Annotated in this window: 14 protein-coding genes, 1 tRNA gene and 1 pseudogene; 7 read left to right on the top strand and 9 right to left on the bottom strand. The window is 67.4% G+C overall.

Annotated features, from left to right (window positions below; translation table 11 throughout):
• The 9 genes and pseudogenes from HA630_RS16200 to tsaD all read right to left on the bottom strand — a co-directional run.
• Positions 1-176: pseudogene (locus HA630_RS16200) on the bottom strand (NADH-quinone oxidoreductase subunit B); the annotation flags it as partial.
• A 26-nt stretch (positions 177-202) separates the two neighbouring features.
• Positions 203-562: an NADH-quinone oxidoreductase subunit A gene (locus HA630_RS16205; RefSeq protein WP_166835332.1), complete on the bottom strand. Its 360-nt coding sequence runs from the start codon at positions 560-562 to the stop codon at positions 203-205.
• A 41-nt stretch (positions 563-603) separates the two neighbouring features.
• A tRNA-Leu gene (locus HA630_RS16210) sits at positions 604-688 on the bottom strand.
• A gap of 108 nt (positions 689-796) precedes the next feature.
• On the bottom strand, positions 797-1,162 hold the full coding sequence (gene secG, locus HA630_RS16215) for a preprotein translocase subunit SecG (protein WP_166835330.1): 366 nt from the start codon (positions 1,160-1,162) through the stop codon (positions 797-799).
• Positions 1,163-1,186: 24 nt separating this feature from the next.
• On the bottom strand, positions 1,187-1,939 hold the full coding sequence (gene tpiA, locus HA630_RS16220; RefSeq protein ID WP_166835328.1) for a triose-phosphate isomerase: 753 nt from the start codon (positions 1,937-1,939) through the stop codon (positions 1,187-1,189).
• Positions 1,940-1,976: 37 nt separating this feature from the next.
• Complete coding sequence (locus HA630_RS16225) at positions 1,977-2,969, bottom strand: NAD(P)H-quinone oxidoreductase (protein ID WP_166835334.1); 993 nt, start codon at positions 2,967-2,969, stop codon at positions 1,977-1,979.
• A gap of 28 nt (positions 2,970-2,997) precedes the next feature.
• Positions 2,998-5,127, bottom strand: a complete 2,130-nt coding sequence (gene pnp / locus HA630_RS16230) for a polyribonucleotide nucleotidyltransferase (protein WP_166835326.1) — start codon at positions 5,125-5,127, stop codon at positions 2,998-3,000.
• Between the two features lie 221 nt (positions 5,128-5,348).
• The gene (gene rpsO, locus HA630_RS16235) at positions 5,349-5,615 is read right to left on the bottom strand and encodes a 30S ribosomal protein S15 (RefSeq protein WP_166835324.1); all 267 of its coding nucleotides are present in this window, start codon (positions 5,613-5,615) and stop codon (positions 5,349-5,351) included.
• 149 nt (positions 5,616-5,764) lie between these two features.
• A complete protein-coding gene (gene tsaD / locus HA630_RS16240; RefSeq protein ID WP_166835322.1) occupies positions 5,765-6,811 on the bottom strand; it encodes a tRNA (adenosine(37)-N6)-threonylcarbamoyltransferase complex transferase subunit TsaD in 1,047 nt (348 codons plus the stop codon).
• 90 nt (positions 6,812-6,901) lie between these two features.
• Here tsaD and HA630_RS16245 point away from each other — a divergent pair, with 90 nt between their 5' ends.
• From HA630_RS16245 to HA630_RS16275, 7 genes are all read left to right on the top strand, one after another.
• Positions 6,902-8,182, top strand: coding sequence for a nitrate regulatory protein (locus tag HA630_RS16245; protein WP_166835320.1), 1,281 nt, complete (start codon positions 6,902-6,904; stop codon positions 8,180-8,182).
• Between the two features lie 315 nt (positions 8,183-8,497).
• Positions 8,498-9,784, top strand: a complete 1,287-nt coding sequence (locus HA630_RS16250; protein WP_166835318.1) for a CmpA/NrtA family ABC transporter substrate-binding protein — start codon at positions 8,498-8,500, stop codon at positions 9,782-9,784.
• 13 nt (positions 9,785-9,797) lie between these two features.
• On the top strand, positions 9,798-10,712 hold the full coding sequence (gene ntrB, locus HA630_RS16255; RefSeq protein ID WP_166835316.1) for a nitrate ABC transporter permease: 915 nt from the start codon (positions 9,798-9,800) through the stop codon (positions 10,710-10,712).
• Positions 10,709-11,536, top strand: a complete 828-nt coding sequence (locus HA630_RS16260; RefSeq protein ID WP_166835314.1) for an ABC transporter ATP-binding protein — start codon at positions 10,709-10,711, stop codon at positions 11,534-11,536. Before ntrB ends, HA630_RS16260 begins: the two co-directional genes overlap by 4 nt.
• 99 nt (positions 11,537-11,635) lie before the next feature.
• Positions 11,636-14,125 (top strand): nitrite reductase large subunit NirB, encoded by a 2,490-nt coding sequence (gene nirB, locus HA630_RS16265; RefSeq protein WP_166836000.1) that lies wholly within the window; start codon positions 11,636-11,638, stop codon positions 14,123-14,125.
• The gene (gene nirD, locus HA630_RS16270; protein ID WP_166835310.1) at positions 14,122-14,520 is read left to right on the top strand and encodes a nitrite reductase small subunit NirD; all 399 of its coding nucleotides are present in this window, start codon (positions 14,122-14,124) and stop codon (positions 14,518-14,520) included. The genes nirB and nirD overlap by 4 nt, the downstream gene beginning before the upstream one ends.
• Positions 14,521-14,557: 37 nt before the next feature.
• A partial coding sequence (locus HA630_RS16275; protein WP_166835308.1) for a molybdopterin-dependent oxidoreductase occupies positions 14,558-16,010 on the top strand: 1,453 nt, incomplete at its 3' end.

The following is a 16,010-nucleotide window of genomic DNA, read 5'->3' on the forward strand; positions in this document are numbered from 1 at the left end:
AACACCTCGGCGCCGAAGCGGGCCAGGTCGTAACGGGCGGTGGCCGCGTGCATCATTTCCACCGCGCAACACGCGAGGCCGAACGTCATCGGCCACAAGGAACCGGTTTTGGCCCAGTTCACCACCGAGTCGTAACTGGTGGTGATGAAGCCTTCTTTGAAGACGCCTTCGATCATCTGAACTCCTGCGCGTTACGCGAACGTCATTCCCAATCCAGGGCGCCCACTTTCCAGGCGTAGACAAAACCCACGATCAGATCGACCAGAAACACCACCCCCACCCAGAAGCCGTAGGAGCCGATGTCGGTGAACGCCACCACCCAGGGAACCAGGAAGGTGATTTCGAGGTCGAACAGAATGAACAGGATGGCGACGAGGTAGTAACGCACGTCGAACTTCATCCGCGCGTCTTCGAAGGCCTCGAAGCCGCATTCGTAGGGGGAGTTTTTGGCGGGGTCGGGCCGGTTCGGCCCGAGTATGTACCCAAACACCTGGGGGAGTACCCCAACAGCGATACCAACCAAGACAAACAAGAGAACTGGAAGGTATTGCTCTAGGTTCATTTGGCTTTCCCGCAGGCGCCCGCGGGGCGCCTCGTTTGTATTGGTGCCGACGGCGAGACTCGAACTCGCACAGCTTTCGCCACTACCCCCTCAAGATAGCGTGTCTACCAATTTCACCACGTCGGCATGAAGTTGTTTTGCTGTTGCAGTGGATGGCTTGGCTGAACCGCACCACCCACTCAACAGACCACGATTCTACTCTGAAAAATCAGGGATTTTCCTTACAAGCAACGCTCACTGGCCGGGGATCTGTGCGGCTCCCGTGGCCGGGGTCGCTGGCACGGCGGCGGCGCCATCGACCGGGGCGGACGGGGCCGGCAGCTTCTCGAGCACGCTGCCCGACGCCGCCGGCTGGGCACCGCCAAAGTAGGCGAGGCACAGGGTGGCCACCAGGAACACGGTGGCCAGCGCCGCGGTGCTGCGCGACAGGAAGTTGGCGCTGCCCGAGGCGCCGAACAGGCTGGCCGAGCCGCCCCCACCGCCGCCGCCGAAAGCGGCACCGGCGTCGGCCCCCTTGCCGTGTTGCACCAGGATCAGGCCGATCATGGCAATGGCCGACAGCAGTTGCACCGCCAGCAGAATGGTCATCAGAACGCTCATGGGTTACTCCAGATGGGTGACGCTTCAGCCGTGAACCGGGCACGAAGCGATGATGCTGAGAAATTCGTCCGACTTCAACGACGCGCCGCCGATGAGTCCGCCGTCGATGTCGGGCTGGCACAGCAGCTCGGCCGCGTTGGCCGGGTTCATGCTGCCGCCATAGAGGATGCGGATGCGGTCGGCGTGGGCGGTGGCCGCCTGCAACTGCGCCCGCAACACGGCGTGCACCGCCTGGGCCTGCGCGGGCGTGGCCGTCTGGCCGGTGCCGATCGCCCAAACCGGCTCGTAAGCCACCACGATTTCGCTGGTGCAGTGGCCCACGGTGTGGATCACCGAGGCCAGCTGGCGCTTGACCACCAGCTCGGTGCGGCCGGCTTCGCGTTCGGCCAGGGTTTCACCCACACACACGATGGGGGTGATGCCCGCGGCCAGCACACGCTGGGCCTTGGTGGCCACGGTGTCGTCGGACTCGCCGTGGTACCGGCGCCGCTCGGAATGGCCGACCAGGGCGTAGCGGCAGGCGAAGTCGCGCAGCATGGCGGCGCTGGTTTCGCCGGTGTAGGCGCCATGTGGGTGGGCCGAAGCATCCTGGGCACCCCACGCCAGCGGCGTGCCCTGCAGCAGTTGCTGCAGCTGGGCCAGGTAAGGCATGGGCGCGCACACGGCCACATCGGCCGCGGCACGGTCGGGCCAGCCCCGCAACAACGCGCCCAGCAGGGCGGCGTTGTCGGCCAGGCCGCCGTTCATTTTCCAGTTGCCAACGATGAGTTTGTTCATGCGCTCCAATCCCGTCTCGGGCCTGCACGCGGCCGGCTCACGCCCGCCAGTCGAGCAGGAGCTTGCCGATGTGCTGGTTGGACTCCATCAGGGCGTGGGCGTCGGCCGCCTGGGCCGCCGGGAACACCCGGAACACCACCGGCCGGATCGCACCGCTGGCCAGCAAAGGCCAGACGTGCTGGCGCAGGCTGGCCGCGATGGCCGCCTTGAACGCCACCGGCCGCGGCCGCAGGGTGGAGCCGGTGAGGGTGAGGCGGCGGCGCAGCACTTGGCCGGCGTTCACCTCGGCGTTGACACCGCCCTGCACCGCGATGATCACGAGGCGGCCGTCTTCGGCCAGGCAATCCAGCTCTCGCGCCACGTAAGGCCCGGCCACCATGTCGAGGACCACGTCCACGCCTCGGCCGCCGGTCAGGTCGGCCACTTCGCGCACGAAGTCCTGGGTTTTGTAGTGGATGGCGTGGTCGGCGCCCAAGGCCAGGCAGGCCCGGGCCTTCTCGTCGCTGCCCACGGTGACGATGACGCGGGCCCCCAGGGCCTTGGCCATCTGGATGGCGGTCACGCCGATGCCGCTGGAGCCGCCCTGCACCAGCAGGGTCTCGCCCGGCTGCAGCCGACCGCGGTCGAACACATTGCTCCAGACGGTGAAAAAGGTCTCGGGCAGGCCCGCGGCCTCCACATCGGTCCAACCGGCGGGCACCGGCAGGCATTGCGCCACCGGGGCGACACAATACTCGGCGTAGCCGCCACCGGCCACCAGCGCGCACACATGGTCGCCCAGTTGCAGGCCCGCCTCGGCCAGGGCTGCGGCGTCACCCGCCTCGACCACGCCCGCCACCTCCAGCCCCGGGATGTCCGAGGCACCGGGCGGCACCGGGTAGTTGCCGGTGCGCTGCAACACGTCCGGGCGGTTCACGCCCGAGGCCGCCACGCGGATCAGCAGTTCCCCGGCGCCGCCCACGGGGCGCGGGCGCTCGGTCAGGCGCAACACCTCGGGCGCCCCGTAGGTGGCGATCTCGACGGCTCGCATCGTCTGGCTCATGCCCGCCACCCCAGACTTACTGCTGCTGTTGCTGCTGTTGCACGCCGGCGTCGTCGCGGTCCAGCAGCGCCTTCATGGACAGCTTGACGCGGCCCTTTTCGTCGGTTTCCAGCACCTTGACCTTGACGATCTGGCCTTCCTTGAGGAAGTCGGTGACCTTCTCCACGCGCTGGTGCGCGATCTGGCTGATGTGCAGCAGACCGTCCTTGCCGGGCAGCAGGTTGATCAGGGCGCCGAAGTCCAGGATCTTGGTGACCGGGCCTTCGTAGACCTTGCCGATTTCGACTTCGGCGGTGATCTGCTCGATGCGGCGCTTGGCCTCGTCGGCCTTGGCGGCCTCGGTGGCGGCGATGGTGATGGTGCCGTCTTCCTCGATGTTGATCTGGCAGCCGGTCTCTTCGGTCAGCGCGCGGATGACGGCGCCGCCCTTGCCGATCACGTCACGGATCTTCTCGGGGTTGATCTTCATGGTGAACAGCTTGGGCGCGAAATTACTCACTTCGGTCTTGGCTTCGCCCATGGCGTCCTGCATCTTGCCCAGGATGTGCATGCGCGCTTCCTTGGCCTGGGCCAGCGCGACCTGCATGATTTCCTTGGTGATGCCCTGGATCTTGATGTCCATCTGCAGCGCGGTCACGCCGTTGGTGGTGCCGGCCACCTTGAAGTCCATGTCGCCCAGGTGGTCTTCGTCGCCTAGGATATCGGTCAGCACCGCAAAGCGGTTGCCGTCCTTGATCAGGCCCATGGCGATGCCGGCCACGTGGGCCTTCATGGGCACGCCGGCGTCCATCAGCGCCAGGCAGCCGCCGCAGACGGAGGCCATGGACGAGGAACCGTTCGATTCGGTGATTTCAGACACCACGCGCAGGGTGTAGGGGAATTCTTCCTTGCTCGGCAGCGCGGCGATGAGGGCGCGCTTGGCCAGGCGACCGTGGCCGATTTCGCGGCGCTTCGGCGAGCCCACACGACCGGTTTCGCCGGTGGCGAAGGGCGGCATGTTGTAGTGCAGCATGAAGCGGTCTTCGAAGTCGCCGCTCAGGGCGTCGATGCGCTGCGCGTCGCGGTCGGTGCCCAGCGTGGCCACGACCAGCGCCTGGGTTTCACCGCGGGTGAACAGCGCCGAGCCGTGGGTGCGCGGCAGCACGCCATTGCGGATTTCGATGGCGCGCACGGTGCGGGTGTCGCGGCCGTCGATGCGGGGCTCGCCGGCCAGGATCTGGCCGCGCACGATCTTGGCTTCGATTTCGAACAGCAGGCCTTCGATGGCCACGCTGTCAAAGGCCACGCCTTCGGCCTTCAGGGCGGCCATCACGTCGGCGTAGGCGGCACGGCAGGCCTGGGTGCGGGCCTGCTTGTTGCGGATCTGGTAGGCGGCCTCCAGCTTGGCCTTGGCCAGGCCGTCGATCTTGGCGATCAGGGCCTCGTCTTTGGCCGGGGCCTGCCAGTTCCACTCGGGCTTACCGGCGTCACGCACCAGTTCGTTGATGGCGGCGATGGCGATGTTGCCCTGCTCGTGGCCAAACACCACGGCGCCCAGCATGATCTCTTCGCTCAACTGCTGGGCCTCGGACTCCACCATGAGCACGGCGGCCTCGGTGCCGGCCACCACCAGGTCCATCTGGCTGTTCTTGCGCTCGGTCTGGCCCGGGTTCAGCACGTATTCGCCGTTGATGTAACCCACGCGAGCGGCGCCGATGGGGCCGTTGAACGGGATGCCCGACACCGACAGGGCGGCGCTGGTGGCGATCATGGCCGCGATGTCGGCGTCCACCTCGGGGTTCAGCGACAGGGTGTGGATGACCACCTGCACTTCGTTGAAGAAGCCCTCGGGGAAGAGCGGGCGGATCGGGCGGTCGATCAGGCGGCTGGTCAGGGTCTCGAATTCGGACGGGCGGCCTTCGCGCTTGAAGAAGCTGCCCGGGATCTTGCCGGCGGCGTAGGTCTTCTCGAGGTAATCGACGGTCAGCGGGAAGAAGTCCTGACCGGCCTTGGCTTCCTGCTTGGCCACCACGGTGGCCAGGACCACGGTGCCCTCGATGTCGAGCAGCACGGCGCCGCTGGCCTGGCGGGCGATTTCGCCGGTTTCCATGCGGACCGTGTGTTGGCCCCACTGGAAGGTTTTGGTGACTTTGTTGAACATGGTCATGGTGTGCTCCTGGGTGTTCGGGCGCAGACAACGGCGCCCAGGGTGGGGAGCGCCCTCTTCAGAACACGATGCCATTCCAGCGGGCCTGCGGACGGGCACAAGCCCGTTGGAATGACACAGCTTCGCTCTGAACGGCGGCAACTCCGGTGAAAAAAGCAAAAAACGCCTGGGGCGGCTGAGCTACCCAGGCGTTTGGCGGGTTCAGTGCTTCGGCAAACCGATTACTTGCGCAGGCCCAATTTCTGGATCAGCGCCAGGTAGCGGTCGGCGTCCTTGGACTTCAGGTAGTCCAGCAGCTTGCGGCGGCGGCTCACCATCTTCAGCAGACCGCGGCGACCGTGGTGGTCTTTGTGGTGGGTCTTGAAGTGGGGGGTCAGCTCGTTGATGCGGGCGGTCAGGATACCGACCTGCACCTCGGGGCTGCCGGTGTCGTTGGCGGCGCGGGCATTGGCGGCAATCACTTCGGCCTTGGCGGCTTGAGAAATCATGAGAATTTTCCTAATGTGGACATGCATCCCGTCGCAGGTGGCCCAACGGTGCCAGAGGCATCGGGGTTTGCCGCTACGGGCGTGAATTGCCTGCGATAAAACAAGCAACCATGGATTATAGCCGGAGACGAGAGCGCAGCCTAACGCCCTCAAACCACCGACAGCTCGGCCAGCGGCCAGCGCGGTTTCACGTCGAAGCTGTAGCAGCGCGCCTCGGCCGGCACCAGCCCCGCCTGGACCCGCATGCCGGCGGCCAGTGCGATCATGGCGCCGTTGTCGGTGCACAGGTGCAGTTCGGGGTAATGCACCCGCACGCCGCGGCGCTGGCAGGCCGCGTCCAGCTGCGCCCGCAGCAGGCGGTTGGCACCCACGCCGCCGGCCACCACCAGCCGGCGCAGGCCGGTCTGCTGCAGCGCTGCCAGCGACTTTTTCACCAGCACCTCGACGATGGCGGCCTGCGTGGCAGCCGCCAGGTCGGCGCGGCGGGTGTCCAGGTCGGCACCGAGTTTTTTGGCCTGGGTCAGCACCGCCGTTTTGAGGCCGGCGAAAGAAAAATCCAGGTCGCCGCTGTGCAACAGCGGGCGCGGCAGCTTGAAAGCGTCGGCCTGGCCCTGTTCGGCCAGTCGCGCCAGCGCCGGGCCACCCGGGTAACCCAGGCCCAGCAGCTTGGCGGATTTGTCAAAAGCCTCGCCGGCGGCGTCGTCGATGGTTTCGCCCAACAGCGCGTAGCGGCCCACGCCGTCCACGCGCATCAGCTGGGTGTGGCCGCCCGAAACGAGCAGGGCGACAAAGGGAAACTCGGGCGGGTCGGCACTGAGAAAGGGCGACAACAGGTGGCCTTCCAGGTGGTGCACTCCCAGGGTGGGCCGCCCCAACGCCGCGGCCATGGCGCAGGCCACCCCGGCCCCCACCAGCAGCGCGCCGGCCAGGCCGGGACCGCGGGTGTAGGCCACCAGCTCGACCTCGGCCAGCGCGCGCCCGGCCTGCGCCAGGGTGGCTTCGGTCAGCGGCAGCACGCGGCGGATGTGGTCGCGGCTGGCCAGCTCGGGCACCACGCCGCCGTAGGCCCGGTGCATCTCGATCTGGCTGTGCAGCGCGTGGCCCAGCAGGCGCGGCACCCCGCCCTGCCCGGCGGCGGCCTCGACCAGCGCCACCCCGGTTTCGTCGCACGACGATTCGATTCCCAATATCAACATGCCGCCAGTGTACGGCGGTGCACAATAGCGGGGTAAACCCTGAGCGGCACCCGGTGCCCGCAGGCCCACGAACGCCCACCCCTGGCCCCGATGAAAACCGGTTTGAGCTTCCTGATGGCCGCCAAGCAGTGCGAGATGGCGGACCTGCGGCAACTGCAGCAGACCAGCGCGCTGGTGCGGGTGACCTCGCGCATGATCCACGAACTGCAGCGCGAGCGGGGCCTGAGCAACCTGTTCCTGGGCTCGCGCGGCGAACGCTTTGGCGAGGCCCTGCGCGGCCAGACCGGCGCCAGCGACGCCACCGCAGTGGAGTTGCGCGCCGCCTTTGACGGCCTGGACACCGGCGCCGGCCGGCACGACAACGGCGCCCGGCTGTTCAGCCGCATCGCCTACGTGCTGCACGGCCTGGGCGCCCTGCCGGGCCTGCGCAGCGGCATCGCGGCCCTGCAGTGGACGCCTGCGCGCGCCACGGCGGCCTATGGGCAGCTGATCGCCGGGCTGCTGGCGGTGGTGTGCGAAGCGGCCGACACCGCCAGCGACCCCGCCATTTCACGCCTGCTGGTGGCGCTGTTCAATTTCATGCAGGGCAAGGAATTCGCCGGGCAAGAACGCGCCACCGGCGCGGCCATGTTCGCCAGCGGCGCCACCGAACACGATGCGCAGCAGCGGCTGCTGCACCTGATCGACTCGCAGGAACGCTGCCTGCAGGTGTTCAGCGACTTTGCTAGCCACGACACCCGCAGCCTGTGGCGCGAGTGCCAGCGCGCCTCGGCCCTGGTGGAGCTGGAACGGATGCGCCGCCTGCTGGGCACCGCCAGCGTGGGCGGGCCGCTGAACACCCAGCTGAGCCAGCCCTGGTTCGACTGCTGCAGCCAGCGCATGGACGAGATGCGGCTGGTGGAGAACCAGATGACGCAGGAGCTGCTGCAGCGCTGCGCCACACAACTGGCCGCCACCGACCAGGAACTGCAACACCTGCAGGAGCTGCAGGCCCGGCTGGACGGCCCGCAGGCCAGCGCCGGCACCGACCCGGCGGTGCTGGAGCAGTTTTTCCACGACGCCCGCCCCTCGGGCACCGCCCCGACCCAGCCGGTGGGTTCGCAGCTGGAGCGCTCGGTGCTGGACATGGTGCAGGCTCAGGCCCAGCGCCTGCAGTCCATGGCCGACGAGCTGGACACCGTGCGCGCCAGCCTGAACGAGCGCAAGGTGATCGAGCGCGCCAAAGGCCTGCTGATGGCCCACCGCCAGCTCAACGAAGAAGCCGCGCACAAGGCCATGCGCCAGATGGCGATGAGCCAGAACAAACGCCTGGTGGACGTGGCCGAGGCGGTGCTGGCCATGCGCGACGTGCTGGCGGCAAGCGGCCGCTGACACACCCACGCACCGACTCAGTGCCTCGGCGCACCGCGGCGCGCACGGCACGCACCGCCGCGGCCCATCGCGCCGGCGGAGGCGCCGGGGGCGTCGGTCTTTTCTGCCCTGGCAACCTCTGGAAATCGACCGCTGGCTTTCACCTGGCACGGCTTCTGCTAGAGGGTTGACAGCGATTTGAGCCAACGGCGGCACGAATCGACGTCTTCCCGGACACATGGACAACGGCGTCCATCGCCCACTGGTTGGCCCAGTGGTGCGGTGGACGCCGTTTTTCGTGGGCCCGGGCCTTGAAGTCCCGCTCCAGGAGTTGTCATGCCCCACACCCCCTCCACCGCCGCAACGGCCCTGCCCCCGACCGACCGCCCCGCCACCCCCAACCGCCGCGCCTGGCTCCAGCAGGGTGCGGCCCTGACCGGCGCGGCGCTGTTCTCCAGCCTGGGGCACCACGGCGTGTGGGCCGCCGGCTCCGACGCCCCGGAAAAGAAAGAGGTCAAGATCGGCTTCATCCCGCTGACCGACTGTGCCAGCGTGGTCATGGCCTCGGTGCTGGGCTTCGACCAGAAGTACGGCGTCAAGATCATCCCGACCAAAGAGGCCAGTTGGGCCGGCGTGCGCGACAAGCTGGTCAACGGCGAACTGGACTTGGCCCACGTGCTCTACGGCCTGATTTACGGTGTGCACCTGGGCACCGCCGGCCCCAAGAAGGACATGGCGGTGCTGATGAACCTGAACCACAACGGCCAGGCCATCACCCTGAGCAAGGCGCTGGCCGGCCAGGGCGCGGTGGACGGCCCCAGCCTGGCCAAGGTGATGGCGCAGAAACCGCGCGAATACACCTTCGCCGGCACCTTCCCCACCGGCACCCACGCCATGTGGATGCACTACTGGCTGGCGGCCGCGGGCATCAACCCGCTGTCGGGCGCCAAGCTGATCACCGTGCCACCGCCGCAAATGGTGGCCAACATGCGCATCGGCAACATGGACGGCTTCTGCGTGGGCGAGCCCTGGAACCACCGCGCGATCATGGACGGCATCGGCATCACCGCCAACACCACCCAGGACATCTGGAAAGACCACCCAGAAAAGGTGCTGGGCACCACCAGCGAATTCGTGAGCAAGTACCCCAACACCACCCGCGCGGTGATGATGGCGGTGCTGGAGGCCAGCCGCTGGATCGACGCCGGCCTGCAGAACAAGCTGAAGATGGCCGAAACGGTGGCGCAGAAGAGCTACATCAACACCAGCGTAGACGCGATCAACCAGCGCATCCTGGGCCGCTACCAGAACGGCCTGGGCAAGACCTGGGACGACCCGAACCACATGAAGTTTTTCAACGACGGGTTGGTGAACTTCCCCTTCCTGAGCGACGGCATGTGGTTCCTGACCCAGCACAAGCGCTGGGGTTTGCTCAAGAGCCACCCCGACTACCTGGGTATCGCCAAACAGGTGAACCGGGTGGACCTGTACAAGTCGGTGGCCGGCGCCATGGGCATCGGCGTGCCCAAGGACGTGCTGCGCAGCAGCAAGTTCATCGACGGTGTGACCTGGGACGGCAAGAACCCGGCCCAGTACGCCGACGGTTTCAAGATCAAGGCCTGAGGAGGGTTGCACCATGGTCAGCGCCGTGTTTCACGCCCCGCTGGAGTCGGCGCCGCCGGCGTCCAGCCCTTCTGCCCTTCACCCCCAAGCCGGCGCTGCGCCGGTGGTGGCGGCCGCCACGCCGCCCGCGCCGCGTGCCGGCTTCGACGCGTCGGCCCTGGCCTGGGCCGTGGTGCCCCCGGTGCTGGGCCTGGCCCTGCTGGTGGGCCTGTGGTACTTGGTGTCGGTGTCCACCGGCAGCAGCATCCCGACCCCGCTGGACACCTGGACGCAGGCCGTGGCGATTTTTTCCGACCCCTTCTACCGCAACGGCCCGAACGACCAGGGCGTGGGCTGGAACGTGCTGATGTCGCTGCAGCGCGTGGCCATGGGCTTCGGCCTGGCCGCGCTGGTGGGCATTCCGGCGGGCTTTGCCATCGGCCGCTTCGATTTTCTGAGCCGCATGTTCAACCCGCTCATCAGCCTGCTGCGCCCGGTCTCGCCGCTGGCCTGGCTGCCGATCGGCCTGCTGGTGTTCAAGGGCGCCAACCCCGCGGCGATCTGGACCATCTTCATCTGCTCCATCTGGCCGATGGTCATCAACACCGCGGTGGGCGTGCAGCGCGTGCCGCAGGACTACATGAACGTGGCCCGCGTGCTCAACCTGAGCGAGTGGAAGATCGTCACCAAGATCCTGTTCCCGGCGGTGCTGCCCTACATGCTGACCGGCGTGCGCCTGGCGGTGGGCACGGCCTGGCTGGTGATCGTGGCGGCCGAGATGCTGACCGGCGGCGTGGGCATCGGCTTCTGGGTCTGGGACGAGTGGAACAACCTGAACGTCACCAACATCATCGTGGCGATCTTCGTCATCGGCATCGTCGGCCTGCTGCTGGAACACGCCCTGATCCAACTGGCCACGGCCTTCACGTTCGAAGAGGTGAAATCATGAGCGACAGCAAGTACATCCGCATCGAAGGCGTGGCCCAGACCTTCAAGACGAAAAAGGGCCTGTTCCCGGCGCTGCGCGACATCGACCTGACGATCGCCAAAGGCGAGTTCGTGGCCCTGATCGGGCACTCGGGCTGCGGCAAGTCCACCTTGCTCAACCTGATCGCCGGTCTGACCAGCCCGACCCAGGGGGTGCTGCTGTGCGCCGGGCGCGAGATCGCCGGCCCCGGCCCGGAGCGCGCGGTGGTGTTCCAGAACCATTCGCTGCTGCCGTGGCTGACCTGCTTCGACAACGTCTATCTGGGGGTGGAGCGGGTGTTCGGCTCTGGGGCGCGCAGCACCGGTCAGAAGGCCGAAGGCAAGGCCCAGCTGACCGAACGCACCCACGCCGCGCTGGCCCTGGTGGGGCTGACGCACGCGGCGCAGAAGCGCCCAGGCGAAATCAGCGGCGGCATGAAGCAGCGCGTGGGCATTGCCCGCGCCCTGGCCATGGAGCCCAAGGTGCTGCTGATGGACGAGCCCTTCGGCGCCCTGGACGCGTTGACCCGCGCCAAGCTGCAGGACGAGCTGCTGGACATCGTCGCCCGCACCCAAAGCACGGTGGTGATGGTGACGCACGACGTGGACGAAGCGGTGCTGCTGTCCGACAAGATCGTGATGATGACCAACGGCCCCGCCGCCACCATTGGCGAGGTGCTGACGGTGGACCTGCCACGCCCGCGCCACCGGGTGGAACTGGCCGAAGACCCGGCCTACCTGCACTGCCGCAAGGCGGTGATCGACTTCCTTTACACGCGCCAGGCGCACGTGGAAAAGGCCGCCTGACCGAGCCCGGTCACCCCCCCCGAAACCCCAGCGAACCACGGCCGGTCGGACACCGGTCGGGGGGTCGCTCACCCCTGAATGTGGAGTTGGAGCTGCGCCATGGACATGCGAGTCGAACCCAAAAGCAAAATGAAACTGGTGATGGTGGGCAACGGCATGGCCGGCGTCCGGGCGCTGGAGGAGCTGTTCAAGCTCGCCCCGGACCTGTACGACATCACCGTCTTCGGCGCCGAGCCGCACCCCAACTACAACCGCATCCTGCTGTCGCCGGTGCTGGCCGGCGAGCAGACGCTGGAGGAGATCGTCCTCAACGACTGGTCCTGGTACCAGGAGCACGGCATCACCCTGCACGCCGGCTGGACGGTGACCGCGGTGGACCGCACCCGCCGCCTGGTGCACGCCCGCAACGCCCAGGGCCAGACCCAGAGCGTGGCCTACGACCGGCTGGTGCTGGCCACCGGCTCCAACCCCTTCATGCTGCCCATCCCCGGCAAGGACCTGCCGGGCGTGCTGGCCTACCGTGACATTGCAGACACCCAGGCCATGATTGATGCGGCCACGGTGCACAAACACGCGGTGGTGATTGGCGGCGGCTTGCTGGGCCTGGAAGCCGCCAACGGCCTGATGAAACGCGGCATGGAGGTGACGGTGGTGCACGTGGGCCCCTGGCTGATGGAGCGCCAGCTCGACGAGGTGGCGGGCCAACTGCTGCAACAGTCGCTGGAACAGCGCGGCATGAAATTCCTCATGGGCGCACAGACCCAGGCGCTGCTGGCCAACGACAGTGGCCGCGTGGCTAAGGTGCAGTTCAAGGACGGCAGCACCGTGCCCGCCGACCTGGTGGTGATGGCCGTGGGCATCCGCCCCAACACCGCGCTGGCCGAGAGCATGCACCTGCACGTGAACCGCGGCATCGTCGTCAGCGACACGCTGCAGACCGTGACCGACCCGCGCATCTACGCCGTGGGCGAATGCGCGGCGCACCGCGGCATCGCCTACGGCCTGGTGGCGCCGCTGTTCGAGCAGGGCAAGGTGCTGGCCAACCACCTGGCCGAATTCGGCATCGGCCGCTACACCGGCTCGCTCACCTCGACCAAGCTCAAGGTCACCGGCATCGACCTGTTCAGCGCGGGCGATTTCATGGGCGGCGAAGGCACGGAAGAAATCGTGATGAGCGACCCCTTCGGCGGTGTCTACAAGAAGCTGGTGATCAAGGACGACCAGCTGGTGGGTGCCTGCCTGTACGGCGACACGGTGGATGGCGGCTGGTACTTCAAGCTGCTGCGCGAAGGCCGCAAGGTGCACGACATCCGCGACAAGCTGATGTTCGGGGAATCGAACATCGGCGACGCGGGCCACGCGGGGCAGAACAAGGCCGCGGCCATGGCCGACAGCGACGAGGTCTGCGGCTGCAACGGTGTGACCAAGGGCACCATCTGCAAGGCCATCAAGGACAAAGGCCTGTTCACGCTGGATGAGGTGAAGAAGCACACCAAGGCCAGCGCCAGCTGCGGCTCCTGCACCGGCCTGGTCGAGCAGATCCTGATGGCCACGGTGGGCGCCGGCTACTCCGCCACGCCGAAGAAGAAGGCCATCTGCGGCTGCACCGAGCACAGCCACCAGGACGTGCGCGATGCGATCCGCAACGACAAGCTGCTGACCATCGCCGACACCTTCAAGGCCCTGGGCTGGAAGACGCCCAATGGCTGCGCCACCTGCCGTCCGGCCATCAACTACTACCTGATCAGCACCTGGCCCAAACAGGCCAAGGACGACCCGCAAAGCCGCTTCATCAACGAACGCAGCCACGCCAACATCCAGAAGGACGGCACCTACAGCGTGATCCCGCGCATGTGGGGCGGCGAAACCACGGCCAGCGAACTGCGCCGCATCGCCGACGTGGTGGACAAATACGCCATCCCGACCGTCAAGGTGACCGGCGGCCAGCGCATCGACCTGCTGGGCGTGAAGAAGGAAGACCTGGTGGCCGTGTGGAAAGACCTGGACATGCCCAGCGGCCACGCCTACGCCAAGGCGCTGCGCACGGTGAAGACCTGCGTCGGCAGCGAATGGTGCCGCATGGGCACGCAGAACAGCACCCAGATGGGCAAGGACCTGGAGCGTGCCATGTGGCGCATGTACGCCCCGCACAAGGTGAAGTACGCCGTCAGCGGCTGCCCGCGCAACTGCGCCGAGGCCGGCATCAAGGACGTCGGCATCATCGGTGTGGACAGCGGCTGGGAGATGTACATCGCGGGCAACGGCGGCATCAAGACCGAGGTGGCGCACTTCTTCACCAAGCTCAAAACCGCCGAAGAGGTGCTGGAGTACACCGGCGCCTTCATGCAGCTCTACCGCCTGGAAGGCTGGTACCTGGAACGCACCGTGCACTATGTCAACCGCGTGGGCCTGGACTACGTGAAAAAGAAAATTCTGGACGACCACGAAGGCCGCAAAGCCTTGTGGGCCGATCTGCAAGCCGCCCTCGACGGCGAACCTGACCCCTGGTTCGAATTCGCCAAGGCCGAAGTGGATGTCCGCCAGTTTGAACCCGTCAAGACCGTTGTGAAAGAAGGAGCCTCGGCATGAGCACCCCCCAACCCGAATGGACCCTGATCTGCCGCGTGGAAGACATTCCCGTGCTGGGCTCGCGCCGCGTGGCCCGCGCGCAGGGGCTGGACGTCGCCGTCTTCCGCAACACCGAGGACGAGGTGTTCGCCCTGCTCGACCGCTGCCCCCACAAGGGGGGGCCGCTGAGCCAGGGCATCGTCTTCGGGCGCAGCGTGGCCTGCCCACTGCACAACTGGACCATCGGCCTGTGCGACGGACAGGCGGCTGCGCCGGACGAAGGCTGCACCCCCCGCTTCAACGTGAAGGTGGAAGCGGGCGAAGTGTGGCTGGACGCGCACGAACTGGCCACCCAGGCCACCGACCAGACGCGCCCGATTGCTGGCCCGGCGCGGCGCTGCAGCCAAGCCGCCTGAGCCCCTTTTAACGAACCGCCCCGCCCAGGAGAACACCGTGACCACCCCCACCCGCGAAACCCGGTCCACCTGCCCATATTGCGGGGTGGGGTGTGGGGTGATCATCGAATCGGTGGGCGAGCGCATCACCCACGTGCGGGGAGACCCGGACCACCCGGCCAACTTTGGCCGACTGTGCACCAAGGGCTCCACCCTGCACCTGACGGCGGACCCGGCGATTGCCCGTCAGGTGCGCCTGCTGCAACCCCTGGTGCGAGCGCAGCGCGGTGCCACACCGCAGCCGCTGGGCTGGAACGCCGCGCTCGACCTGGCGGCCGATCGCCTGTCCACCATCGCCCGCACCCACGGCCCTGACGCGCTGGGTTTCTACGTCAGCGGCCAGTTGCTGACCGAGGACTACTACGTCTTCAACAAGCTGGCCAAAGGGCTGCTGGGCACCAACAACATCGACACCAACTCACGCCTGTGCATGAGCAGCGCGGTGGCCGGCTACAAGCTCACCCTGGGTGCCGACGCCCCGCCCGCCTGCTACGACGACGTGAACCACGCCGACTGCCTGTTCATCGTCGGCAGCAACGCGGCCTGGGCGCACCCGGTGCTGTTCCGCCGCATCGAAGACGCCAAGGCGCAGCGCCCGGGCATGAAAGTCATCGTGGCCGACCCGCGCCGCACCGACACCGCCAGCCTGGCCGACCTGTACCTGCCACTGCAGCCGGGCACCGACGTGATGTTCTTCCACGGCCTGCTGCACATCCTGCTGGCCGAGGGCTGGGTGGACACGGACCACATCGCCCGCCACACCAGCGGCTTTGACGCCCTGCGCGAGCTGGTGCAAACCTACACCCCCGACACCGTGGCCCAGATCTGCGGCGTGCCCGTGGCCGACCTGTTCACCGCCGCCCGCTGGTTCGCGGGTGTGCCAGACGATGCCAGCCTGGTATCTGCCAGCACGCGCCTTCGCACGCTGAGCCTCTATTGCCAGGGCCTCAACCAATCCACCAGCGGCACCGCCAAGAACGCCAGCCTCATCAACCTGCACCTGGCCTGCGGGCAGATCGGCCTGCCGGGCGCGGGGCCCTTCTCCCTCACCGGCCAGCCCAATGCCATGGGCGGGCGCGAGGTGGGTGGCCTGGCCAACCTGCTGTCGGCCCACCGCGACCTGGCCAACCCGGTGCACCGCGCCGAAGTGGCGACTCTCTGGGGCCTGAATACCGACATCGAATTGCCGGCCACCCCCGGCAAAACCGCGGTAGAGATGTTCCAGGCCGCCGCCGACGGCGACATCAAGGCCTTGTGGATCGCCTGCACCAACCCGGCCCAGTCCATGCCTGACCAGGCCACCGTGCGCCGTGCGCTGGAGCGTGCCGAGTTCGTGGTGGTGCAGGAAGCCTATGCCAGCGCCGCCACCTGCGACTGGGCCGACCTGCTGCTGCCCGCCACCACCTGGGGCGAGAAGGAAGGCACCGTCACCAACAGCGAGCGGCGCATCA

It is taken from the genome of Aquabacterium sp. A08, from assembly GCF_011742065.1.